General features: G+C 39.4%; 21 protein-coding genes and 1 tRNA gene. 13 read left to right on the top strand and 9 right to left on the bottom strand.

Translation table 11 applies throughout. The features are described from left to right. Window positions 1-168: 168 nt before the first annotated feature. Both GWO68_RS17295 and GWO68_RS17300 read right to left on the bottom strand, forming a co-directional pair. The gene (locus GWO68_RS17295) at window positions 169-870 is read right to left on the bottom strand and encodes a YjjG family noncanonical pyrimidine nucleotidase (RefSeq protein ID WP_162347735.1); all 702 of its coding nucleotides are present in this window, start codon (window positions 868-870) and stop codon (window positions 169-171) included. A 138-nt stretch (window positions 871-1008) separates the two neighbouring features. Then, window positions 1009-1395, bottom strand: coding sequence for an ArsR/SmtB family transcription factor (locus tag GWO68_RS17300; RefSeq protein WP_162347736.1), 387 nt, complete (start codon window positions 1393-1395; stop codon window positions 1009-1011). A 74-nt stretch (window positions 1396-1469) separates the two neighbouring features. On the opposite strand from GWO68_RS17300, the gene GWO68_RS17305 reads away from it, so the two are divergent. Both GWO68_RS17305 and GWO68_RS17310 read left to right on the top strand, forming a co-directional pair. After that, on the top strand, window positions 1470-2138 hold the full coding sequence (locus GWO68_RS17305; protein WP_235942117.1) for a carboxypeptidase-like regulatory domain-containing protein: 669 nt from the start codon (window positions 1470-1472) through the stop codon (window positions 2136-2138). Window positions 2139-2336: 198 nt separating this feature from the next. Then, window positions 2337-3683, top strand: a complete 1347-nt coding sequence (locus tag GWO68_RS17310; RefSeq protein WP_162347737.1) for an NAD(P)/FAD-dependent oxidoreductase — start codon at window positions 2337-2339, stop codon at window positions 3681-3683. 890 nt (window positions 3684-4573) lie between these two features. On the opposite strand, the gene GWO68_RS17315 is transcribed toward GWO68_RS17310, so the two are convergent. Then, entirely contained in the window at window positions 4574-5713 is a 1140-nt protein-coding gene (locus GWO68_RS17315) for a cystathionine gamma-synthase (protein ID WP_162347738.1), read from the bottom strand. 169 nt (window positions 5714-5882) lie between these two features. Between GWO68_RS17315 and GWO68_RS17320 the strand changes: the two genes are divergently transcribed. Together GWO68_RS17320 and GWO68_RS17325 are read left to right on the top strand one after the other, a co-directional pair. Further along, window positions 5883-6602 (top strand): TVP38/TMEM64 family protein, encoded by a 720-nt coding sequence (locus GWO68_RS17320; RefSeq protein ID WP_162347739.1) that lies wholly within the window; start codon window positions 5883-5885, stop codon window positions 6600-6602. A gap of 69 nt (window positions 6603-6671) precedes the next feature. Beyond that, window positions 6672-6745: transfer RNA gene (locus tag GWO68_RS17325), tRNA-Arg, on the top strand. A 169-nt stretch (window positions 6746-6914) separates the two neighbouring features. On the opposite strand, the gene GWO68_RS17330 is transcribed toward GWO68_RS17325, so the two are convergent. Further along, window positions 6915-7223, bottom strand: a complete 309-nt coding sequence (locus tag GWO68_RS17330) for a hypothetical protein (RefSeq protein WP_162347740.1) — start codon at window positions 7221-7223, stop codon at window positions 6915-6917. Between the two features lie 223 nt (window positions 7224-7446). Between GWO68_RS17330 and GWO68_RS17335 the strand changes: the two genes are divergently transcribed. The 9 genes from GWO68_RS17335 to GWO68_RS17375 all read left to right on the top strand — a co-directional run bounded on the left by GWO68_RS17335 (window position 7447) and on the right by GWO68_RS17375 (window position 21451). Beyond that, entirely contained in the window at window positions 7447-7878 is a 432-nt protein-coding gene (locus tag GWO68_RS17335; RefSeq protein WP_162347741.1) for a very short patch repair endonuclease, read from the top strand. Beyond that, window positions 7859-9469, top strand: a complete 1611-nt coding sequence (locus tag GWO68_RS17340; protein WP_202923804.1) for a DNA cytosine methyltransferase — start codon at window positions 7859-7861, stop codon at window positions 9467-9469. Before GWO68_RS17335 ends, GWO68_RS17340 begins: the two co-directional genes overlap by 20 nt. Before the next feature lie 104 nt (window positions 9470-9573). Beyond that, complete coding sequence (locus GWO68_RS17345; RefSeq protein WP_162347742.1) at window positions 9574-11694, top strand: ATP-binding protein; 2121 nt, start codon at window positions 9574-9576, stop codon at window positions 11692-11694. 8 nt (window positions 11695-11702) lie between these two features. Then, window positions 11703-12788, top strand: a complete 1086-nt coding sequence (locus GWO68_RS17350) for a response regulator transcription factor (RefSeq protein WP_162347743.1) — start codon at window positions 11703-11705, stop codon at window positions 12786-12788. After that, window positions 12788-13546 (top strand): DUF3883 domain-containing protein, encoded by a 759-nt coding sequence (locus GWO68_RS17355; RefSeq protein ID WP_162347744.1) that lies wholly within the window; start codon window positions 12788-12790, stop codon window positions 13544-13546. Before GWO68_RS17350 ends, GWO68_RS17355 begins: the two co-directional genes overlap by 1 nt. A 218-nt stretch (window positions 13547-13764) precedes the next feature. Next, window positions 13765-15234 (top strand): ATP-binding protein, encoded by a 1470-nt coding sequence (locus tag GWO68_RS17360; RefSeq protein ID WP_202923805.1) that lies wholly within the window; start codon window positions 13765-13767, stop codon window positions 15232-15234. Between the two features lies 1 nt (window position 15235). Beyond that, window positions 15236-18124, top strand: coding sequence for a Z1 domain-containing protein (locus GWO68_RS17365; RefSeq protein WP_162347745.1), 2889 nt, complete (start codon window positions 15236-15238; stop codon window positions 18122-18124). Window position 18125: 1 nt separating this feature from the next. Further along, complete coding sequence (locus GWO68_RS17370) at window positions 18126-19115, top strand: PD-(D/E)XK motif protein (protein ID WP_162347746.1); 990 nt, start codon at window positions 18126-18128, stop codon at window positions 19113-19115. After that, on the top strand, window positions 19109-21451 hold the full coding sequence (locus GWO68_RS17375) for an AIPR family protein (RefSeq protein WP_202923806.1): 2343 nt from the start codon (window positions 19109-19111) through the stop codon (window positions 21449-21451). The genes GWO68_RS17370 and GWO68_RS17375 overlap by 7 nt, the downstream gene beginning before the upstream one ends. A 532-nt stretch (window positions 21452-21983) precedes the next feature. Here GWO68_RS17375 and GWO68_RS17380 read toward each other — a convergent pair. From GWO68_RS17380 to GWO68_RS17400, 5 genes are all read right to left on the bottom strand, one after another. Continuing rightward, a complete protein-coding gene (locus tag GWO68_RS17380; RefSeq protein WP_162347747.1) occupies window positions 21984-22325 on the bottom strand; it encodes a hypothetical protein in 342 nt (113 codons plus the stop codon). 358 nt (window positions 22326-22683) lie between these two features. Further along, window positions 22684-23904 carry a VapE domain-containing protein gene (locus GWO68_RS17385; RefSeq protein ID WP_162347748.1) on the bottom strand — a complete coding sequence of 407 codons (1221 nt, stop codon included), beginning with the start codon at window positions 23902-23904 and terminating at the stop codon, window positions 22684-22686. After that, window positions 23905-24132 (bottom strand): hypothetical protein, encoded by a 228-nt coding sequence (locus GWO68_RS17390; RefSeq protein WP_162347749.1) that lies wholly within the window; start codon window positions 24130-24132, stop codon window positions 23905-23907. Window positions 24133-24320: 188 nt separating this feature from the next. Continuing rightward, window positions 24321-24602, bottom strand: a complete 282-nt coding sequence (locus GWO68_RS17395) for a helix-turn-helix domain-containing protein (RefSeq protein ID WP_162347750.1) — start codon at window positions 24600-24602, stop codon at window positions 24321-24323. Window positions 24603-24658: 56 nt separating this feature from the next. Then, complete coding sequence (locus GWO68_RS17400; protein ID WP_162347751.1) at window positions 24659-25171, bottom strand: hypothetical protein; 513 nt, start codon at window positions 25169-25171, stop codon at window positions 24659-24661. Window positions 25172-25361: the final 190 nt, after the last annotated feature.

The following is a 25361-nucleotide window of genomic DNA, read 5'->3' on the forward strand; positions in this document are numbered from 1 at the left end:
TTCTATCTGACTGACAACAGCCAGTTTAAAGCCTAAGGGGTAGTCCCGACGCGTGCGCCTGGTGCACCCTGTTTCTTCTTTTCCTTTCATAAGTCTAAATAGTGTCAACTTATTTCAGGACGATACAAGTTAAAACAAAAAGCCCGGCTGCAAAGTCGGGCTTTTTGTTTATAGTATCTCCTGCAACTGGCTCAGGCAATGGATTTCGTAAGTAGGTTTTGGCTTGAGTTTGGCTTTCGTTTTTTCAGGGTTAAAGTATACCTGGTCTATACCTGCCAAACGGGCGCCTTCTACATCACATTCAATGTTGTCACCGATCATCAGGCATTCCTCAGGATTTACGTTTATGCGCTCCAGTGCGTGCTCAAACATGCGTTTGTCCGGTTTTTTGTAACCGCAGCACTCCGATGTAACTACTTCCTTAAAATAGCCATGCAAGTTAGAGGCCGACATTTTTATAGCCTGTACTTCTTTAAAGCCATTGGTAATAATGTGCAGGCCATACTTGGGCTGTAAATATGCCAGTACCTCATGGGTATAAGGAAAAACAGCCGTTTTAGTAGGGCAAAGGTCGGTATATGCTTCCGATAACCCTTTTGGCACCTGGTGCGCTTCCAAGCCTAGGCCGGTTAAAGTTTTTATAAAGCGCTGCTCGCGTAGCTCCTGCTGGTTTATTTTGCCTTTGTTGTATTGGTCCCAAAGCAGGTTGTTCACAAACTTATACTTTTTATAAAAAGAGCTACTGTCGAACTTGCCAAATGCGGCCAAGTCATATTCATCAAACAGTGTATAAAGGGTTTCTTCGGAGTTCTTTTCAAAATCCCAAAGGGTGTGGTCAAGGTCGAAGAGGATGTGTGTATATGTTTTCATATGCTAAAGCTACTACGGTGAAATTAAAACGGGCTACTGCCACCTTTGTTCAGAAATTGTACCGTTTTATAGTTGAATAGTTCGCAGACCTGCCGGTTTATACAATAAAAAGTAACGGTTATAGTTATAGTGTGAGGCTTAAAAAGTTGTCCAGCGGCGGTTGTGAAGTTTATTAACGGCTAGTTCGCGGTTAGAGTAAAGTATCTGGTAAGTTTCCTGGTCTTTCAGTAAAATGCTGTCGCGCTCCAAGTAACCAAATATCTGGTTTATCAGGTCAGCGGCTTCGTCTTTTAAAGAATAATACACCCATTGGTCAAGTTTTCGGGGCGCAACAAGGCCTGCACTACGCAAATAAGCCAGGTGGCGCGAAGTTTTGGTCTGTGTAAAATCAAGCACCTGTTCGAGGTCAGAAATACACATTTCCTTGTTACGAAGGATCAGGTTGAGAATGCGTACGCGCGATTCATCGGCAAGTGCCTTAAACACCTGTTCTCCAAAAGCCAGACTAAAATGTTTTAAACGCATATTTCCGAATCCAACGCAAACAAAAATAGGCAAAAGCTGCTATAATAAAATATTATACCCTATAATTGTACTACATGAAGCCCATTACAAAAGCTATAGCCAGCCACGTGAAGTTGTACAGAATAGTAGCCATAACACTATTTATGATGTTTGCATTTGCAGCCAAGCCACACCAGGCAAAAGCACAGGGTGGCCAGCGTGTGGTGCAATTGTCGGGCTTTGTTACGATAGGCGATAGTTTATATGGTGTAAGCAGTGTAAGTGTGTTTGTGCCTAAAACCGGCCGTGGCGTACAAACCAACCGCTACGGATTCTTTTCGCTACCTGTGCTTACCGGCGATACCGTGGTTTTTAGCGCCCTAGGTTATAAAAAACAAACACTGGTTATCCCCAGAAATTACCCATCCAGCAGCTACTCTATTATAATGCAGATGCAGGAAGAAGCCATAGAGCTTGCCGAAGTAAAAGTAATACCTTGGGCCACCGAACGTGATTTTAAGGAAGCTGTTTTAGCATTAAAGTTACCCGACGAAGGCCGAACGGCTGCCAATAAAAACGTAGACCCCGAACGCCTGAGAGAGCTTTTCTCGGTAGTGCCGATGGATGGCAATGCCAACTCAAAAGTATATAACCAGCACCAGCAGATACAATCACAAAACCGTTACCTGATACCAACTATAAGCCCGTTTGCAGTACTTAAACTGCTGGATATGCTGAAAAACGGCGAGTTTAAAAAGAAGTAAATTTTAACATTATAGTTGTTCTTTGTTTGCTGCCGTAGCTATTTTGCTATCCCATTTATAGTTGCTGTTATTGGCTGTCCGGGCCAAAAGTAACTAACCATTGTCCGTTTCGTTAGTTGGCATTGTAGCTTGTGTGCGTACTATACACGCTACGCCATGCAGCAATCTGTTTTGTTGCCCACGATAAACTGACAAACTATGCTACCAGTAACAACCCTTTCCCTTAACATACCCGACACCACAAAGCCTCGCGTTGTAATTATAGGCGGTGGATTTGGTGGAATAAACCTCGCCAAAAAACTGCGCCGCCAAAACTTTCAGGTAGTAATGTTTGATAAGCAGAACTACCACGGTTTCTGGCCTCTACTTTACCAGGTGGCTACAGCTGGCCTGGAGCCCGATGCCATAGCAGAGCCACTCCGCAAACTGTTCAGCGCAGATGATTACGAAGACTTCTTCTTCCGGCTTGTTCGCGTCACAAGTATTAATCCGGTTTCCAAAGTTGTATCCACACTCATCGGCGATCTGCCTTATGATTACCTGGTAATTGCTACCGGCACTAAAACCAACTACTTCGGAAACGAGCAGATCAAGAAATTCTCTTTCCCGCTTAAAAAGATACCTGACGCCCTGAACCTGCGCAGCCAGATGCTGCAATGTTTTGAGCAGGCCAACATGACCAGCGATCCGGATTTGCGCCAAAGCCTGATGAATTTCGTGATAGTGGGTGGCGGACCAACCGGGGTAGAGTTGGCAGGCGCATTGGCCGAAATGAAAAAGCATGTTCTCCCGTACGATTACCCGGGCATGGACATCAGTAAGATGAACATTTACCTGGTTGAAGGCATGGACCGCGTGTTGCCACCTATGTCGCCGGAAGCCAGCGAAAAGACCTTTAAATACCTGAGCCAGCTTGGTGTAATAATTAAGTTAGGAACTGTGGTGGAGTCTTATGATGGAGATACCGCCGTGCTGAAGAATGGAGAGCACATCCGGACAAATACGCTTATCTGGGCTGCCGGCGTGTCTGGCGCTTTAGTAGATGGCCTGCCCCCTGAAACTGTTGAGCGTGGCCGTATACTTGTTAACGAATATAACCAGGTGCTGGGCTTCGAAGACCTTTTCGCTATCGGCGACATTGCTTTTATGAAAACGGATAAGTGGCCGAAAGGGCATCCGGGCGTAGCACAACCCGCTATACAACAAGGACAATTGCTCGGTAAAAATCTGGTGCGTATGCAGCGCAAAGAACCTTTAGAGCCATTTGAGTACACAGATAAAGGCTCGCTGGCAATTATCGGTCGTAACAGAGCAGTAGCAGATTTGCCTGGCAACATGCATTTTGGGGGCTTTCTGGCCTGGGTTATCTGGCTGTTTGTGCACGTAATGGCGCTGGTTGGTTTCCGGAATAAGTTAGTAGTTTTAAGTAACTGGGTATACCGGTTCTTTACCTACGAAAATGGCACCCGCCTCATCATCCGGCCATTTGTACGGAAAGGCGACAGGTTAAAGCAGCGTTTTTTTGATAAGTATAATGCAGAATAAACTATAAGAGCAGTGCCTTCAGGCACTGCTCTTATAGTTTATAGATGTGATATATCTTCTCCTCTTTGTCATCCCGAGCGAAGCCGAGGTATCTTATATGTCCTATAGGTAGCTATAGTTGCTACTCGAACTAGGCTATCCTTTCAAACTACTTTTATTCCCGGGAGCTCTATAAACCTACCATTTCAATCCAACTTGGCCCCCTCACGGCCGGGAGGCCCCGCCTTCGGGCATCGCGCTGCTGCCTTCTTGCTATCCTCGTGCCTCGGATTGGCTCACGCCACCGCAACAAGTCAAAGGCGCTCAACCCAAAGACTGTAATCTTTTTGCTATTGCTATAGTTTGAACCAATAAGCTCCGAGATTGATCGTGGTTGTATTTTCGTAGGGACAGGCTTCGTCTGCCTACTCTTGGACTGAAACTATAATTAACTCAGATTTCTCCTGACGTCGAAATGACAGTTGGACAAGCAGTAGCAGAAAGTCCCCCTTTGAAGGGGGCAGGGGGATGACAATCAGCAACTATGAAACTATAACGCAAACTATAGCAAAGGCAGAAAAACTCCCCTCTTGATAGTGGTTAGGGGTGTGTACTCCCTACTTGTTTTTAGGTGAGGGCTAGGGTGAGGTAAAAAACTCCCCGCCTTAGACTAACTAGAACTAAAGTTCGAAGGTAGCGAGTATAACTCTTACGGGTATGGGTAGTTGCGTAACACGAACTCTATAACTTTAGCCCAGACTCTAGCAGGAGCTTTAATCCTGAAAATCCTACGCATCCAGTGTATTCTGATTCAAACAAAAAAAGCCGCCAACTATAGTAGTTGGTGGCTTTTCAAACTATAAACAAGTCTTTTGTCTTTCGTCAAAAAACTCCTTTGTCAAACTATAAACTTATCCTATAGCCTGCTCCAAGTCTGCGATCAGGTCTTCGGCATCTTCAACACCTACACTTAGCCTGATCAGCGAGTCGCTCAGGCCGGCTTTCATGCGCTCTTCGCGTGGGATGCTGGCATGCGTCATGGTAGCAGGGTGGCCGCAAAGTGATTCTACACCACCTAACGATTCTGCCAAAGCAAAGTATTTCAGTTTTTCCAGTACGTGGGTCGCATCTTCTACCTTATCGCCTATCAGTACAAACGAGATCATTCCACCGAAATCGTTCATTTGTTCCTTAGCCACGTTGTGGTTGTTGTGGTCTTCAAAGCCTGGCCAGAAAACCTTCTCCACTTTCGGGTGATTCTTCAGGTATTCGGCAATTTTACGGCCGTTCTGGCAGTGGCGCTCCATGCGCAGGTGCAGCGTTTTTAAACCACGTAGTATCAGGAAACAGTCTTGTGGACCTGGCGTGCCACCACAGGCATTCTGTATAAAAGCTAAACGCTCGTGCAGGTCATCGTTGTTAACTATAAGCGCGCCCATTACCACATCCGAGTGGCCGCCCATGTACTTGGTCAGCGAGTGCATCACGATGTCAGCGCCTAGGTCAAGTGGAGTTTGCAGATATGGTGTAGCAAAGGTGTTATCGGCAACCAGTAGCAGGTTGTGCTTTTTGGCAATTTCAGCGCAGCCTTTAATATCAATAATGTTTAGCAGCGGGTTCGTAGGCGTTTCTACCCAGATCATTTTGGTGTTCTCGTTTACCAGCGCTTCTACCTTGCTCAGGTCGGCCATGTTGGTAAAATGGAACTTGATGCCGTAGTTCTGGAAGATCTTGGTAAAAATGCGGTAGCTGCCACCGTATAGGTCGTTCGTCGAGATCACTTCATCGCCGGGAGCTAGCAGTTTAATAACTGCATCAATGGCAGCCATACCTGAGGCAAAGCACAAGCCGTGTTTACCATTCTCCAGGGCGGCCAGCGCGTTTTGCAATTGCGTGCGGGTTGGGTTGTGTGTACGCGAATACTCATAACCTTTGTGGTCGCCGGGTGAACGCTGCACGTAAGTTGATGTCTGGTAAATTGGCGTCATGATGGCGCCTGTGGTTGGGTCTGGCTCTACGCCAGCATGTATAGCTTTTGTTCCGAATTTCATATCTATAGTTTATTTATAAACGATACTCCGCAAGTTAATAAAAATAAGAAGGATTGGTGAAACAGCATCCGGCTATAGTTCGCCAACTATAGTTTTACTTTGTAGTCCGCTAAAATCTTTTCTCCTTTGTCTTTCGTCTAATGCAAACTATACCAAACCCTGTAAGCTGATGAAGCTGATACCGCTGCTGAAAAACCTTGTCCGCGAAAATGCATCTACGTTTGTGTCGATGCTGTTGTTGGTGGTGGTACCTGTTACGGTAAGCTCTACGCTGGCAGTTTACCTGTACCAGTACCAGGACATTTTCCGGGACCTTACCATCTGGCAGCTGCTTTTATACTTTTTGGTGATCTCGGTAACTATGGCGCTGGCCCTTACTCCCACTACCTTTGTGGCGCTGGTGAGCGGCTTTTACCTGGGCTGGCAGGGCTTTCCGGGGGTGGTAGTGGCTTATGGCATTGCAGCGTTGGTAGGCTATAGTTTGGCCCGCCTGATTGACCATGGCAAAATGATGAGCTTCCTGAACCGTTTCGAAAACGCCCGCAACCTGATGCAGGAACTGCGCAACCAAAGCTGGAGCCTTATCTTCCTGACACGTATTTCGCCGGTACTACCTTTTGCCCTGATGAATTTTGTGTTGTCATTATTACAGGTAAGTCGCACCCGGTTCTTCGTAGCCAGTATAGTTGGCATGCTTCCGCGCACACTTTTCTTTTACTGGATAGGCACCCAAGCCCGCGATATAATTTCTTTATTACAAAACCCCGACAGTGGCCGCACCGGCCAGTTGCTTATGATAGGCCTGATAATCATTTCGATAGGTGGTTTATACTTCGTTTTCGACCGTGCCCTGAAGAAAGCTTTAAAGAACGCGAGCGCGAAAAATTAAAAAAATGTGTGTTTAGGGGTTGCGTTGTAAGAAAAATTGGCGTTACTTTGCATCACCAAAACGGAAAATGGTCACGTAGCTCAACTGGATAGAGCATCTGACTACGAATCAGAAGGTTAGGGGTTCGACTCCCTTCGCGACCACAACAAGCAAATGAAAGCTCTTAAGATTCAATATCTTAGGAGCTTTTTCTTTTTATTGGTAAAACATAAGTACAACATTTATTTGTTCCTTATTTAAATTAACATCTTTGCTTCCTTCTTAATACTACTGCCTGTTACTATTTCTACGGGCAAAACTTAACAGTAAATATTAATCAATTCCGAAAACAGTATTGTGTGGTGGGTAGATAGTCAGGCGTAACAAATTAAAATCAACTACATCTGCAGATGTTCTGGAGAATTTAATTTTAGCCTTTTCTAGCACTTCAGCTGCTACGTATTGCTTCATTTTCACAAATATATAGCCACTTGCTTTAGCTTCAGGATCCATATCTGTGTATTCAATATCAATTATGATATAGCTGCCATCTCCCAGTTCAAGCTTTACAAACTTTAGGTTATCCATTTTATTAACAACCTTTATAACCTTTTCCGCATCAATATAACAGGTAGTATCCATTATCTCTGGTTTATAAAATACAAGCCTTACAGTTCAAAATATTTAATTGAGTAAACTATTTCACAGCATCCTTATCCACTCTACGGCTGTCTCTCATGTTTTAAATCTTTGCTGGCAAAGATACCATTCTTTATCAGGGGTTACATGATAATATTGACTTTGTACTCTTTGATAATAACTCCTCGTTTAAAGTACTTAATTAGGCAGTTTAGACTCAGAACCCATGGCAGATGTGCATTCCAAAGAAACCCGAAGTTATAACATGTCCAGAATCAAAGGGAAAGACACTAAACCTGAGCTTCTGGTTCGTAAGTTTCTCCATTCAAAGGGGTTTAGGTTTAAACTACACGACAAGAAGCTTGCCGGTAAACCGGATATAGTACTTCCTAAATATAAAACCATTATCAATATACACGGCTGCTTCTGGCACGGGCACGAAGGCTGCAGATACCATGTTATACCTAAAACAAAAACAGAATGGTGGCTTCAGAAAATCAATGGAACTAAAGTTCGTGATAAAGAAAATTTATTAAAATTAACCCAGGATGGCTGGAAAGTTTTAACGATATTTGAATGTGAGTTGAAAGCTAATAGCAGAGATCTTACCTACGATAAAATCCTAAAGTTTATACATAGTGGCAATACCAGTAATTGATATTTTTGCAGGCCCAGGAGGCCTTGGGGAAGGTTTTAGTTCCTTGTTAGGAGAAGAGAATCAAAGGGTATTTACTATCTCTCTCTCAATTGAAAAAGATAGTGAAGCACATAAAACATTAACTTTAAGAAGCTTCTTCAGGCAGTTTCCAATAGGCGAAGTTCCTGAAGATTATTATTCATTTGTTCGCGGGGAAATAAGTATAGAAGAGCTCTACAGAAGGTACCCGGATGAGGCATCAATAGCGATACATGAAGCTTGGCAAGCAACATTGGGCAAAATCCCCAACAGTGAAGTTGATAAAAGAATAAGTGAAGCCCTTAATGGAGAAAGAAACTGGTTGTTAATTGGTGGCCCTCCATGTCAGGCATATTCAGTTGTAGGAAGATCCAGAAGACAAGAAACAGTTTTAGATGCATCAAAGGATCATAGGGTAGAGCTATACAAGCAGTATCTAAGAATACTTGCAGTTCATAGCCCAGCCGTATTTGTTATGGAGAATGTGAAAGGAATTTTATCTGCTAAGACAAAAGAAAACTCCATCTTTTCAAAAATCTTGAACGATCTTTCAAATCCGGCGGAAGCTTTTTCAAATGACACCTCTTTACCAGTAAATCATTTGCCTTGCCCTGGGTACAAGATATTTTCCTTAGTGCAAAAACCTATTCGGTATGAACTTGATGGAAAACCTGTCTACAATCATAAAGACTTTATTATTTATGCTGAAGAACACGGTATACCTCAGACACGGCACAGAGTTATTTTATTAGGTATCAGAAATGATATAGACTTCATTCCTAATGTTTTAAATAAAACTGATTACGTTGCTCTTCAAGATGTTATTGATGATCTACCTAAGTTGAGAAGTGGTCTTTCTAAGGTAAAAAAAGTTGAAGACACGGATAGCAAATGGCTTGAGTTAATACAAAATATAAATTTTAATTCAACCGAAATGCCAGAGAACTTAGATGTTTTTGAGCTTGTTCAAGATCGAATAAGTAATTTAACCCCATCTGAGCATGGCATCGGAGGCAATTTCATCCCTTGGCCCAATGTTACTTGTTCCTATAGACAGGGATGGTATCATGACCCCCAATTATTGGGTATACCAAATCATTCTTCTCGTGGTCATATGGGATTAGATTTACATCGCTATATATATGCCTCATGTTTTGGAATTTTAAAAGGTGTTTCACCAAAAATCAATGATTTTCCTATAAGCCTATACCCTCTTCACAAAAATGTAGATCAGGCAATTAACACAAAAAAATTTGCAGACAGATTCAGGGTCCAGCTTGCTGAATTTCCAGCAAAAACGGTGACTAGTCATATTTCCAAGGACGGACATTACTATATACATCCTGATCCTTTACAATGCAGAAGTTTAACAGTTAGAGAGGCCGCGCGAGTACAAACTTTCCCGGATAATTATTTTTTCTGTGGCTCCAGAACATCACAGTTTATACAAGTAGGTAATGCAGTACCTCCACTTTTAGCATATCAAATAGCAGACATAGTTGCTGATATTTTTGGGTTCATTCAATTCCAATCCGAAGAAGAATTAAATAGAGCCCATTGCGTATCTGTTTAATATTTCAAGCCATTAAATAAATATATATTAATAATTTATAATATAGTCATATATTTATATTCAAGATTATTAGAAAACTCCTTATACAATAGAGAATTAATTAAATGTCTTCATCCACTATTACTACTGGGACATCAATCCTTAGACCTAGAGCACGATTAATTAAAACAATTGGTGAAGAGTTAATAAGTAGCGATATAGTTGCGATTCTTGAATTAGTAAAAAACAGTTATGATGCTGATGCTTCTATAATAATAATAAGCTTTAGTGGACAGGTTAGAGAAATCCAAGAAGGAAAAACAATAAAAAGAATTCTTTCTAAAGAAGGTGGTACTATATCAATAACAGATGATGGCATCGGCATGTCTCTTGATACCATCCAAAATGCATGGATGGAACCTGCTACCATAATGAAAAAGAATTTAAAGCAAAGCTTAGGTAAAGGAAGAAGACATACGGGAGAAAAAGGAATTGGAAGATTTGCTTCCGCAAAATTAGCTGCAAAATTAGAGATTCTAACTCGAGAAGATAATAATGATGAAGTCATAGTAAAGTTCAATTGGCAGGACTTTGCAGATGATGAGAAGTATTTAGATCAAGTCAAATGTGATTGGGAGGTAAGACCCGCCAAAGCAATTAAAAAGCATGGGACTGCCTTGTTACTTTCAGAACTGAACTCCGATTGGGATGAAGATAAATTTAGAACATTAAAAACCACCTTATCAAGACTTATCAATCCAGTATCACCTGTTCCTGATTTTTTAATGGAATTAAACTTACCAGATCTTTTAGAAGATCTTGGTGGTGATATAGGCTCTCCCACTTCCTTGTCGACGCCATTTTATTCAATAAGCGGAAATGTAGATAATTCGGGAACTGCATATTTAAAATATAAAAGTATCAACAAAAATGAGACTGAAGATTTTAAGATAAATGTATGCAAGGAAATAAGACCTATCAGGAATATCCAAACAGGACCCTTTTCCTTTACTTTCAATGTGTGGGACAGAGAAACAGAAGTATTAAAAAAAATGGCTTCAGGTGTTGGCTCTACTGTACAAACAGTAAAACAGGATCTCAACGCGCTTGGTGGAATAAGTATTTATAGAGATAACTTCAGAGTATTACCTTATGGTGAGCCTAAAAATGATTGGCTAAGACTGGATTTAAGGAGAGTTCAAACACCAACATTAAGGATTAGTAATAATCAAATAATCGGTTACATATCTTTAAGCTTAAATAATAACCCTGATTTTAAAGACCAAAGTAATAGAGAAGGGTTGGTTGAAAGCCAAGCTTTTACAGATCTACAAGATATTATAAAAGCTATATTAAGCCAACTTGAAATTAGAAGATATTCTGAAAGAAGAGTTGATGATGTAAGTATCCCTCAGAAGAGTCTATTTTCTAATTTTAATGTCTCTGAACATTTACAAACTATTTCTAAGAGATATCCTGACGATAAACTGATTGAAGATGCTATTTTCAAAACAGAAAAATCATTAGAAGAGGGTGTAAAGAAAACTCAAGAGGTTCTGGCTAGATATAGAAGACTAGCTTCTTTGGGAATGTTGATAGACTCTGTACTTCACGATGGTAATAATCTTTTAGCTCTTTTAGATGGTGAAGTTCTACTTTTGGGCAGAGAGCTTAAAAAGCAACCTCACAATATCGAAAACATTATTAATTTCTTAGCCAATATTAAAGAACACAAAAATCTTATCTCTCAATTGTTTAAACGGCTAGAGCCATTGGGAGGACGAAGACGAGGCAAACCAAAAGATTTGGTTCTTGAAGACTCAATCAAGAATGCATTCGAATTACATAAATCTGAATTACAAAGGTTAAATATAAATTACCAAATCCCTTCTACTAAAAATTTACTAAAAATAGACGAAGGTGAACTTCAGCTAATCCTATTAAACCTTTTGCAAAACTCAATTTATTGGTTAGAAGTGCAGAATGATGTAAAAAGAGAAATAATAGTTCAAACTTCAAAAAATGAAGAGGAGCTAATTTTGATATTTAGTGACAGTGGGCCTGGAATTGAGGAAGGAAAACAAGAGATCATTTTTGATCCATACATTAGCACCAAACCTGATGGTATCGGTATTGGCTTAACAATTATAGGAGAATTGGTCGCAGAACACAATGGTGATTTAAGTCTCCTAGATAATGGTCCGTTAGAGGGAGCTACTTTTAAATTAACATTTAGAACTACATAATAATTACAATGAATTTAAAGGTATTAACTGTAGAAGACCAAGACCCAATTAGAAAACAAATACTAATGTATTTCAATGAAATGGAGATCGGGGATCATACTATTTCCATGGAAGAGGCTGAAGATTTTGATATTGGGATTGAAAAAATAAAAAATAATGATTACGATATTGTTATACTAGATCTCTGCAAAGGTGTTCCAGCAACAGAAAATCAAGAAAGGCCTGGTTATGATGTTTTGCAAACTATTCAATCACACTCCTTTACTCCTGTTGTATTTTATACTGGTTTAGCTCATACAATAAAAGAGTTGTCTTCAGATATTGTAGGTGTTGTAAACAAAAACGATGGACTTGAAACTTTAGAATCTGAAATTACAAGAATCATTCATTCTAACCTTGGACTTATTAAGAAACAGGTCTACGAACATATAAGAGTTACTTTCAGAGATTTCTTTTGGGAAGCTGTTCACGAAGAAAGCGAAGTTTTCGGCAAAGTAAAAAATGATGTATCAATCGGTTACCTATTACTTCGAAGGATAGCAAATTCACTTTCGAAAGAGGAGATTAAAAAACTCTTAAAGGATGATAAAATCAAAACTGATAAGGCTCATCCAATGGAATTTTATTTATACCCTATTAAAAGAGAGGCTGAATTTGAGTTAGGTGACATCATAAAAGTTGATGATAAATTCTATATCACTTTAACTCCAACTTGTGATTATGTACAAAGAGCTAATGGAACACGCAAGGCTACTAATGTTCTTCTTGCATCATTAGAAAACTTAGAAAACTTTAGCCAACATACTGCTTACATTAGCAATAAAAGCAATGGTAACAAGAAATCATTAGAGAAAATTCTTTCAAATAATGAATCTGATCGCTATTTTTTCTTACCAGGTACACCGTTCTTAGAAAGTAAGGTTGTGGATTTTCAAAATAAGACTATGATTTCTTATGAAAGCTTATCACAATCAAAACGAATCGCCAGACTTGATACTCCTTTTGCTCAAGCGATGCTTGCTTCTTTTATAAGGTATTATAATAGAATTGGCTTTCCAGATTTGGACACGGAATACATAATTGCTAATGTGTAATGGATTCAAATAAGTTAGCAATAATAGTATCTTATTATTTATCTAAATTCGATAAAGAAGGGTTAGCTAACATAGGATATACGACATTTAGTGAAGCTCTTCAGGACATAAGCGTTAAATTAAATGTAAAGAGAAATTACATTAAATTTAGAAGAGATGAATTTGATCCGGTTCATCCTTGGCGTAAAGGTTGGGTTAGGCCTATGAATAAACGCCTGATTAATATTATTGAAGCATTTCAGGACGTATCTGAACCAGATTTAAGGGGAATTGTACTTGATATTCTTAATAATAAAAAAGAAATCAACGACACTTTACTCCCAATTGTTACTCCCCCTAAAATAGAGAAAGGCGTAAAAAAGTATATTCTAAGGGGGCCCACTGGAAAGCTGGCAGAGGATTATTTTATTGATAATTTCACCAATCTTGGCCTACCTATCAATGGAGAAATAATTGATACACGTGATTTAGGGTGCGGTTATGATTTTGAAATTCGTTCAGATACTAAATCTCTATTTATAGAAGTAAAAGGACTCTCAGCTATAAGTGGGGGAATACTTCTTACTAACAAAGAGTGGAAAACTGCTTTAGAAAAAAAGCATAATTACATAATAGTAATCATAAAAAATCTTGATGCTAATCCTGAAATACAATTAATATTTAACCCTGCAGCAAATCTGAATCCATCAAGAAGAATACTCACAACCGTCCAAATCCAATGGACTGTACCAGAGAAAGATATTAAACACATAAGCTAACATATTAGTATAAATATTTTTTTCATCTTATTTTATTTTCTACAATAGAAATTCATCAATAAATTTTAGCTCTTTATTAGGAATTTGCTATATTGACAAACAATAGCTGCTGATATAGTCTTACTTCTTTGGAGATCCGCAGGATTCCCATAATTCGAGAAACAAACTTGTTATAGTGGCTCAATTAATCTCTACAGAAAACAAACACAGAGCCTATAATGACTGATTATTCCCTCATTGAAACCACACCTGCAGAGCCTGAAGCAGGATCAATGATAGAAACTTTCCGTGCAATTGGATACAGCCTCGAAACAGCAATTGCAGACATCATTGATAATTCCATATCCGCTGGGTCCAAGAACATATGGATTGATTTTGAATGGAAAGGATCATCATCTTGGATTGCTATAAAGGATGATGGTACTGGAATGAACAACGCAGAGTTAATTAATGCAATGCGCCCTGGTTCCAAAAACCCGAATGAAATTCGTAGCATAGGTGATCTGGGAAGATTTGGTTTGGGACTTAAAACTGCTTCCTTCTCCCAATGCCGAAAACTTTCAGTGATTTCCAGAAAGAATGAGTCAGGAGCAGTATTCTGGACTTGGGATTTGGATTTTGTAAATCAAACCGGAAAGTGGGATCTGGTAAAATACTTGCCTGACCCTACTTTTGAACAGCAATTGTACGATCAGGAATCAGGTACAATAGTAATCTGGAACGATATTGATAGGTTAGTCGGAGGGCTGAATCAGAACGACAATTCTTCGCTGAATAAATTTCTTAGAAGAATGGAACAGGTGAAATATCATCTAGCCATGACATTTCATCGATATATTGATAGTAACAAAATTAAGCTTTGGTTTCAGCAACGTGAATTAATAGCTTGGGATCCATTTCTCATCAATGAATCCGCAACGCAGAAACTTCCGGAAGAGCCTGTACAGGGTGGGCGAGTGAGACTGAGGGGATTTGTTCTACCACACAAGTCCAAATTAACAGAAGTAAAGTTTAGGGAAGCAGAAGGACCTAATGGGTGGAATGCTCATCAAGGGTTCTATATTTACCGCAATGAAAGACTACTTCTTGCCGGTGACTGGCTTGGGATGTTCCGGAAAGAGGAGCACTATAAGCTGGCAAGAATCAGAGTAGACTTGCCGAACAACCTAGATGAAGACTGGCAGATTGATATTAAGAAATCTGTAGCGAGACCTCCACTAATACTAAGAGAGCAGTTGAAGGCTTATGCAAGCAAGGTTAGAGCTCAAGCCGTGGATGTTTACAGACACAAAGGAAAGGTACTTCAGCGTAAATATGCCTCACATGAATTCAGGCCAGTCTGGGTTGAGAAAATCAGGCAAGGCAAACGTTTTTATGCCATCAATACAGATCATCCTCTGATTCAACATCTCTTATCAAGCCTCGAAACTAAAAAGACCTCTATCACCAAGCTATTAAGCTTGATAGAAGAGACTGTGCCCATCCCCCTAATAACCATAAAAGAAAGTGAACATCCAGATCTGCAGGGGCAACCTTTTGAGGATATTTCTTCTGATGCACTTATCAGTCTGATGAAGCTTATGTATGATTCCTTCATTGCTCAGGGCAATACAGATGAATTTGCTAAGACTGCAATCCTGAACATGGAGCCTTTTAATCTTTACCCACAACTAGTAGATTCTATATAATATGATTGAACAGGCGAAGCAAATTGGCATTACACTTTTACAGGGTAAAAGAAATGTAACTGATGCTGATCTCAGAGATGCAATTGATAATATTCTGAAGATCTTTCCTCAACTTTCCGGGGAAAGCGAATCATTATACAAATATTTTGAATCTCAGTTTTCAGTGTTTTCTGATAATTATAAAATACTGGTTGATGATGAAACTTATATTCCATGGCTTAAAAGTAAAAAGTCAGATATAAAGTGGAGCTTTTGGCATAGGTATGTGATGTATCTACAGAAAAAGATAGCTCCTTCTACCCTGAACAAGCTTGATAATTTAACCGATGATATACTTGATAGGATCATTGATCCCAAGACTCCAGGACCATGGGATAAAAGAGGTATGGTTGTCGGGCAGGTACAGTCTGGGAAAACAGGTAATTACATTGGCTTAATTAATAAAGCTGCTGATGCAGGGTTTAAGCTGATAATAGTTTTAGCGGGTATGCATGATAGCCTTCGTAGCCAGACACAGATCAGGGTTGATGAAGGCTTCTTGGGATTTAATACACAGACGGCCATGAACTTTTCCAATGCTGGGAACAGAATTGGAGTTGGTCAGTTCAATAAAAATCTTCCGGCGCATGCTTTAACAACCAGTAGGCTGAACGGGGACTTCAAAGCACAAGCTGCTCAGTCTTCGGGTGTAAATATAAGGGGTACTGATCCAATTATATTGGTAGTAAAAAAGAATGCATCTATTTTAAAGAACCTTGTTTCATGGCTTTCTGTAAGAGGAGACAGAACACCTGATGGCAAAATCATAATTCGTGACCTGCCTTTCCTGTTAATTGATGATGAGGCAGATAATGCTTCTATTAACGTAGATCCCAAGAAGGTTTCAACTATAAATGGTAGTATTAGAGCATTATTGTCTTTATTTGAGCAGAGTGCTTATGTTGGATATACGGCTACTCCGTTTGCAAACATTTTTATTCCACTTTTGAATGAGGATCAGACTAAAGGGCTTAATCTAAAAATAAAAGACTTTGAGTTCTCAGTCGGGCAGGACCTGTTCCCAAGAGACTTCATTATTAATATTCCAGCACCATCAAATTATATAGGTCCATCAAAAGTCTTTGGATTACCAGCGGCCTCTTCATCTGAAGAATCTCAGGAGCCACTTCCGATTGTTGTTAGAATTTCTGATTATACAGATTTTGTGCCTGATAAGCATAAGAAAGGAAATCCATTACCCACTACATTACCGGAAACCCTAAAGTATGCAATAAAGTGTTTTATACTATCATGTGCCGCACGAAGGGTAAGAAAGCAGGCGAACTCCCACAATTCCATGCTTATCCATGTTTCTAGATATATTAACTGGCAAGACAGGATTTCAAGTCTGGTTGATGCAGAACTAAAATTTTACCAGAGACAAATAGAGTTTAATCAGGGCAGTATTATCAAGGATTTAAGGAAAATCTGGATTGAAGAATTTGAGCCTAAAACACATCAAGTTATTAGCCAGACCCATACATATACAGATCCAGAAATTAAACCAATATCTTGGGCTAGGGTCAAGGCAGAACTGTTTAATGCCGGTTCAAAAATAGAAGTCCGGGCCGTACACGGCGATAAGAATGTGGCAGGTTTGACCTATCATAATATTTCACCAATTGATTATTTTACTTCTGAGCAGCAGGGGAATTATCTTTCTGTTATTGCAGTCGGAGGAGATAAACTTTCACGTGGATTGACTTTGGAAGGTCTTACAATCAGTTACTACCTGCGGGCATCTAAAATGTATGACACCCTTATGCAGATGGGCAGATGGTTTGGTTACAGACCCGGATATGCAGATTTATGTAGACTATTTACCAGCAATGAACTGGTAGATTGGTTCAGACATATTACTATTGCATCAGAAGAAATGAGGTCAGAATTTGATTATATGTTTCTTCTTAATGAGACACCTAGGAATTATGGTTTAAAAGTACGTACTCACCCAGGCGTATTAAAAATAACTGCTGCAAATAAATTCAGACACAAACAAATAATGATGCTCAGTTACTCCGGTGAACTTGAGCAGACCTATAATTTCAAAATAGATCAAAGGTTATTTACTAATAATTTTAAAGCTGCTACAGAATTAATTAAGGCGTTAGGAAAGACTTCAGCACCAGTAAATAGTTTAGTTGATAATCAAAAGTATGTCTGGCAAGGTACAAACAATAGTAACTTGATTACAAAGTTCTTACATGCTTACTCCATTGGAAGAGAAGTTGTTGATGTTCATAAGATGGCTGATTACATCGAAGCACAGGTGAGAAAAAATAATCTGACTAACTGGACAGTTGCTCTTATCAATAATACAATGGCTAAAAAGGAAGCAGACAGATTCTTTTTTGAAGTAGATGGTAAACTAACAGAGATAGGACTAACGGACAGAAGTATTACCATTTCACGACCTGATGAAATTGTTTCTTCCTACTCTATAAATAAGGCAATGATCATATCACCGAATCATGAGGTGATTGATCTGTCAGATAATGAAATTGAGCGGGCTCTTAAACTTACTAAACTGGACTGGGAAAGAGATGATAAAGAGAATGAACCTGTCTTACCAAGCGGTGCCAGAATAAAACATATAAGAAAGTCTACCAACGGCTTGTTAATGCTATATCCCCTTCACCATGAACCCATACATAGGTGGTTAGTCGATCCTGAAAACAAAAAATATGATTCAAAGCGAGTGACTTATTCAGATGTTCCGATTTTCGGTTTTGCTATCAGTTTCCCAGAGATTGTAAATGATGAAAAAATAGAATACGCGGTGAACAATCAGTTCATTGAAGAATTTGACTATCCGGAGGAATTAGATATTGAGGATGATGGAAACGAATAAGATGAATCAGCTGTGGGCACAGCTTGCAAGCAATGCTTCCCCACATACAGGATTCGTAAAAATCAGATACTCCGACACTTCATTATGTCCGCTATACTTGGGTTTGATAGGAATTCATAATCTGCGGTGCCTATTGATTCGTGTACCTTTCCGGGTTGCTAATTCTGTACAGGTAGAAAGAAATCTCAAAGGCATAAAAATTGAAAAAATTGCTGAGAACGCAGATTTCATCCTTCTCAGCCTTTGTTTACAGGACCATAATTTCGAAGACATATTCAATACCCTTCTAGGGGATATAATCACACATGTAATTGATGTTTCAGATTCTCAGTTAGTTTTAAGACAGTTCCTGAATAGGGTTGATAAATGGCATGCATTACTTGAAAAAGCAATTTCAAACGGATTAACATCGGAAGAGCAGAGGGGCTTGTTTGGAGAACTTTTTTTACTGCGTAAGTTGCTTAATGTGTTTCCAGAAGCAGAGAGCCCCTTAAGGGCTTGGGTAGGTCCAGAAAAAGCAATCAGGGATTTTCAGTATGGAGAAGTGGCAATAGAAGTTAAAACCAGCCATGGTAATAACCATCAGAGAATTCATATCAGTAATGAACGACAGCTTGATACCAGTACTTTAGAGCACCTGTACTTATTCCATTTATCTATGGAAACACAACAATTAGCCGGAGAGTCTCTGAATGAACTGGTTGATTCTATATTGTTGATTTTACAGGACAACTTTAAGCTTCACTCTCACTTCCAACTAAAACTGGCACAGGCAGGTTATCTACCGGCACATAGAGAGCTCTACAATACCAAGGGATATATAATACGTTCTGAAGCCTATTACGAGGTGAAGAGCACCTTTCCACGTATAGAGGAAAATGATCTAAGACATGGTGTAGGCGATGTTAGATACTCCATTATCATCTCTAACTGCGATTCCTATCAAACGAATGAACTTACAGTATATCAAAAACTGAGTCAGGCATGGTAACAAATCTGGAAAATCTGGAATTAAATAAATTTTATCAGAATATTCAGCAGGAGATCCGGTCTGAACAGCTTTCTGAGGAAGAAGGGGGTACATTGGAGCAGATATTCACTCAGGCTGCTGTCAACCTATTATCTGACGGTGGTGAAACTGAGAATGTTCGTGTCTGCTACGATGAGAAAGTTCTGAAAACAGGTATACAGCACAAAATAAACGCCTACGCCCTGTCTGATAATTACGAGACGCTTGATCTTTTTATCACTATATATAATGGTACAGATGAGTTTACTAGGGTATTTAAAGATGAAATAGATAAGGCTGCAAAAAGAGTAACAAACTTTTTCCGGAATGCTGTCTACAAAGACTACGTTCATGAGATAGAGGAATCATCCGAAATTTTTGATCTAGCTCATACCTTAGGTGATTCCAAGGAATTGAAAGATGGTCTTGTACGGGTAAATGTTTTCATTCTGACAGATGGTGTTTATCCGGGCGAACATATAGCAAACCAGGCTATATCGGGATATCCTATCTACTACAGGGTCGTCGATCTGAATTACCTGTACAATATCTCTGAGAAGTCGCATGTCCCTATCGAAATCAACTTCAAAGAAGACGGCTTTCAGGTTCCATGTATTTATACTCCTACAGAGAACACGGAATATCAGTCTTATCTGGCAATTATCTCCGGCGACGCTTTAGTTAATATATATGAAAGATTTGGATCACGTCTACTGGAGCAGAACGTCAGATCATTTCTTCAGTTTACTGGAAAAATAAACAAGGGAATCCGAAAAACTATTCTGACAGAGCCACATATGTTTCTTGCTTTTAATAATGGTCTGGCTGCAACTGCTGAAGAAATTCATTTAGAACCATTACCAAATGGTACAGGCAATTCAGTAGCTTGGGTTAAGGATTTTCAAATAGTAAATGGAGGCCAAACAACTGCTTCAATATATCATACTTGGAAGAAAGACAAAGCAAATGTATCTGGGATTTTTGTGCAGGTTAAATTGAATGTGGTAAAAAATAAGGAAAACTTTAATACTGTAGTTGCGCGAATTGCGGAGTATGCTAACACACAAAATAAGATCTCAGCATCTGATCTGAGCTCAAATAATGTAAATCATATCCTTCTTGAAAAGCTGTCACGGACAATATGGGCACCTCCTGTTTCCGGGAAATCCCAGCAAACACGCTGGTTCTATGATAGAGCTAGAGGGCAGTATAAAACTGCTATGCTAAAGGAAGGGTTCACTCAGGCTAAAAGAAGAGCTTTTGAGCTTAAAAACCCAAAATCGCAAGTTTTGACTAAGGAAGATCTTGCAAAGTATATAAATACTTATAAGGAAGTATATGATGGTAAGAAATTGGTAATAGGACCACATTTTGTAGTTAGGGGAAACCAGAAAAACTACGTGCAATTCATGCACCAAAACTTCAGTTCTACTCCGGATAATATATACTTTGAGGATATGGTAGCGAAAGCGATATTATTCCGGGCATCCGAAAAGGTATATGGTGTTAAACCAAACGCAATCGGAGACATGCGTTATATCACAGTTCCCTATACGATTGCTTGGCTTGGTTACAAACTTGGATATAAATTGGATCTTTATAAGATATGGAAAGCACAGAGTATCAGTGAGAGCCTGAGGGAAAAGCTACGGGAAATCATGATATGTGTGGAAAATTATATTAAAGTACATGCTCCCGGATCACTTTACGGTGAATGGGCTAAAAAAGAAGACTGCTGGAACGCTATAAAAGAGCAGGATTTTGGTATTTACTTCCACAGTATCAACGATGATCTGGAAATTAAAGGCCAAGGTTACAAGAGGGTGAAGATAACTGAGGATGAAATGGTTTCTGCTGAAGTAAAAGCGCTACAGGAACGATTACAATCTGTACACCCTAAGACATGGGAGAAAATTGAAGAGTGGGGCAGAGCAACAGGAAAGCTTACTCCCTATCAACGCACTATGGCTAGAACAATCGGAGCAAACTTTAGCAGAAACAGGAAGCTAAGCGATATAGAGTTTGATAATGGTCAGCAAATACTAGATTTTGCTATCTCAGAGGCTTCAGAGATTTTCTTTGATATGGAGGAGTATTTTGAAACTGACTCAGCAATCGTAACTGTAAAGCCTGAAATCTCTTTGGAGCTTGTCCAAGCTATTGTTAAATGGGATAAGAAGAACAAGAAACTACGGGAATTTGAATACCGCTTCATGGCTGATCTGGCAGATGGGAAAAAACCATTAACTGAAAATAATATAGGTTTAGCTATGAGGAACTATGATAAGGTTAAAAGATGGGGATTTCAGTTGAATTGATAGCTATTGATTATAAAACTTATTAAATCTTAAAAGGAGTATAAAGGATAAGGTTGAATCTTCAACACTTATCCTTATTACTCAGTTGCAACAAAGCTTTACTGCTACGTTCTTTCAGTGGTTTGATTTTAAGGAGTAACCATCTCACAGAACAATGCCTAAGAAATTCAGCATAACTCCTTTGGTCTTTACTCAAGACCGGTAATAATAAATTGGCAAGGTGGTATATATTTAAAACAATGATGCGGATAAAGCTTACCTTCTATGCCGTACAGAATGGTGCCGTTATCCCAACTTAATATCCTGTCCACTTGTACATCATCGCCCTTGTTTATCCTTCTGATGCTTTGGATACACATCACCCTGAACGGACAATAAACTCTTTGAAAAAGGTACTTAGATATGAACAAACAGCTGTTGGAAAAACTGTCAGGCTCTGGTTTTAATAAAAGGTTCGTAATCATTTTGAGTAATAGAGAGTAACTTAAGAAAGTAAGAAGTGACCGTACGGATCACCTCTTACCCTGTTTATCTAGGCTGCTACCTTGACCTCAAACACTTCCTGTTCCATGGTCTTGTTGCTCGGATTGTAGTAGTAGACATAATCCAGTTTGATGATCTCATCACTATTAGGTATCCTGTAATCATAAGGCTCACATTCCATTTTTTCTATGCACCCAGGTAGCTGCTTTCCAATAAGGCTCTGACATACAAGATCATTAAAGGTGCTGGTAATAGAGCAGGTTCTGGCAGTTGCATAATACCTGCCGGACTGCTTCGAAAGAATCATTTCGATTTCTCCCTGTAATAAAAGAGCGTTAAACTCATTGCCATCTGCCGATGTTCTTTTCACAAAGTCTGTAACTGTTACCATGATGTTTATTAATTATAAAGTTGAACATAAGAGGCGGGAGTACCCCGACATCCGGGGGTAGGGGTGGGAGTGTTAACAGGCTAGGGTGGTTTTCTCAGAGACTCATAAATTTTAAAAAAATATTATATGCTACTCCTAAACATTTTAGTTAAAGCTATATATATTAAAATGTGTTAAGTTTTAGAGCATAACCTTTTGGCTTAAAAAGAAGGCTCACAGGCTATCATTCAAGCTTACAGACACATAAAATAAGGCAGGCAGGGCAAGCAGTTTTGATGCAACAGCACAAAAAAAGACTCACCATCCGATGAGTCCTTTTCTTTGAGCTAAATAGCTATTTTAGGTTACCTTGCCTGCCCTATGGGGTAGTTTCAGGCTTGAGCACATCAGCAGACTGAGTTCCACTAACATTCCATTGGAAAACATATTTTTTGATTCCTCTTTGCTTTACCGTAGGATAAGCAAGTTTATTCATTGCCTTTCCGATATTATTAATGTTACTGTCACCCAGTCTTCTATTGAATGACTCCCCAATTGCTTTGGCGATTTCAGTAGCATTCATGAACTCGCACTTCTCTTTTTCAGTATCACAAGGCTTGAGGTATTGCATGACCCATTCCTCTTCCAAGAAAGTCTGTTCAAACTGCCTGTTGTTAGCCTGTATAACTTGATTCTCTTCACCTTCAAAATAATGCTTTTCACCTGCTCTGAACAAAGCTATTGCCTGGCTGTAAACCTGCTCAATAGTAACTACATGCTCCTGTTGAAACTGTGTTACTTCAAAACACAAGAACCTGCGAGAGCCTGTAGGATCGTTCAAGAACTTTTTATGGTTTACTGAACCTGCAAAAGAAGCTTTCCGAATCAACATTTCAGGATTCCTGCGGAAAGGTCTGCGCACTTTAATCTGGCTCTGTGTAATACATGCCTTTAAGCTTCCAATCTGAGTACGGTTTAGATTCTCCAATTCATCCATGTTGATCAGCATACAATCAGCCATAAAGCTATAAGTGTCTTTATTGTCCGGATTGATGGTACCGCTGAAATAATATTGCTTTAGCTCTGCAGGCACCAGGTTATTCACCCAGGTAGTCTTACCTATACCCTGAGGCCCGGAAAAAACCAGCACCTGATGGTTAACTGTTTCTGTATCTACCAAAGAGCCTGCTAATGCAATCAGCCACCTTCTTAAGCACAACGACCAAAATTCAGCGTTATGGGTTTTCACACCGTCTGCAAGCATCTGTATATGATCGGTTTCACCATCCCAAGCTGGTAACCTATCAAAATATTCCACAAATGGGTCGTAAGAAGGGGCAAAGTCTGAATTAAGCAACTGTATCAGGGCTCCTACAGGGAAGATTATTTTTGCTCTGGACAGCTCTCTCCATAGTGAGTTCTGATGTTCATCGGACATTATTAAAAAAGCCCCTTGACCAGCCTTTCTATACTCCACATAGCCCGTTATTGCATTTCTGCGAAAATCGTATCTTGTTCTTAGAAAATCTTCTACCTTTTCTAATCTCCCTCTCTCTTCCTCGCTAGAGGCTACAACATTTGGTATCTGATTCTCTTCCATCTACTTAGCCTCCTCAATCTTTATTGCAAAACCATTCTCAGAATTGTTATTGCCAATTCGTATGTTTCCGTTTAAATCAAAGCTAAGGGCTTTAGATCCATCCTTGATTGTAATGAATTCAAACCCGGAAGTTGAGTGGTTGTACTTTACTATACCAATAATGTCGAAGCTTCTCAAGTGATCAGCAACATTCTCTACTGATGTATTTCTTATAATTCTTATGTCCATTTTAATTTTAGTTTAGATTTTAGGCGCTTATGACTGTTTCAGGAAGGAGCGCCTTATTACCTTCCGAAACTCATCTGTCTCGGCAAGCTTACTTCTATGTACCCCAACTATTTTGGCGGAAGATCTTAATCCAGTATATGCTTATAGCGTTACTTCTGACCTAAGTAGCTGGTGTTTATCTGTAATGCTTACCTGAACGATGGGTTCTTGCGAGACTGGAGCATGGCTTCCACCTCTGAGTATTGATAGTAGATTTTATGACCTACCTGACTAAAGGTGATTAACCCACAGTCCCTCCAGTTCTGTAAGGTCCGCTTACTCACCTTTAGCAACGCCATCAGTTGCTCGTTATCTAACCAACGGCCATGTAACTGCTGCTCTTCCTTCTTCTGCAAGGACGTTTGTAGCCCTTCCAGCTTTTCAAGTATCTGGTAAATTTCTTTCTGTGGTATCACATATATCTGCTCCATTTTTGTTTCTGTATGTTTCTGAAGCAAATGTATAATAAAGTGGAAGGGTGTGCCCCTTAAGACTTAGGGGTTAAGCGCGCATTTCCGATTTCCTGTCTTATAGCTTGCTTTACTCCATCCAGGTATTTTATTACCTGTTCATGGTCGAAGGCATCTATACCTTTTTTATTTTCCTTCAGAAGACTATCCTGTTTGCTGATGTACTGAATAAGGGTGTCAACGGAACTATGTCCGGTAATCTGCTTTACATGTGTGAATAGTGTAGAAAAACTAATATTTCCGCTGATCAGCTTCTTTCTTCTTAACCAGTAAAAAAGGATTGAAGTCTGAGCTACTGTGAGGTCAGATTTACTGATTTCTGGATTCTTTTTAGATACAGAACTATCAATCGCTAATTGAGCTAACTCAATTACTTTTAGAAATTGTTCTTCAGGTAACTGAAACAAATGAGCTAGCCTGGATGTGGCTGTACTTCCTAGTGCGATATCGTCTATTTCACTCTCTAACACATGTCCGAAGCTTGCTTCAAAGCCACTACGGGTCTGAAAAAGAAGCAACTCGAGTTTCAACAGAAATGGGTAAATAACTGAATTCAGAAATGCAAAGGAATCTTCTGCCCCTTTAACGTACTCTACTAGAAGCTATCTCATAAATGGTTTTAGGAGGATAAGCATGCATGCCAGCAAAATAAATGCTTTAAAATTTTCTTCTTTGTATTCATATCTGACCACGCATTTTCTATAGTTAAAAAGCCAGGCG

The sequence above is a fragment of the Pontibacter fetidus genome (assembly GCF_010119545.1).
Lineage (GTDB): Bacteria > Bacteroidota > Bacteroidia > Cytophagales > Hymenobacteraceae > Pontibacter > Pontibacter fetidus.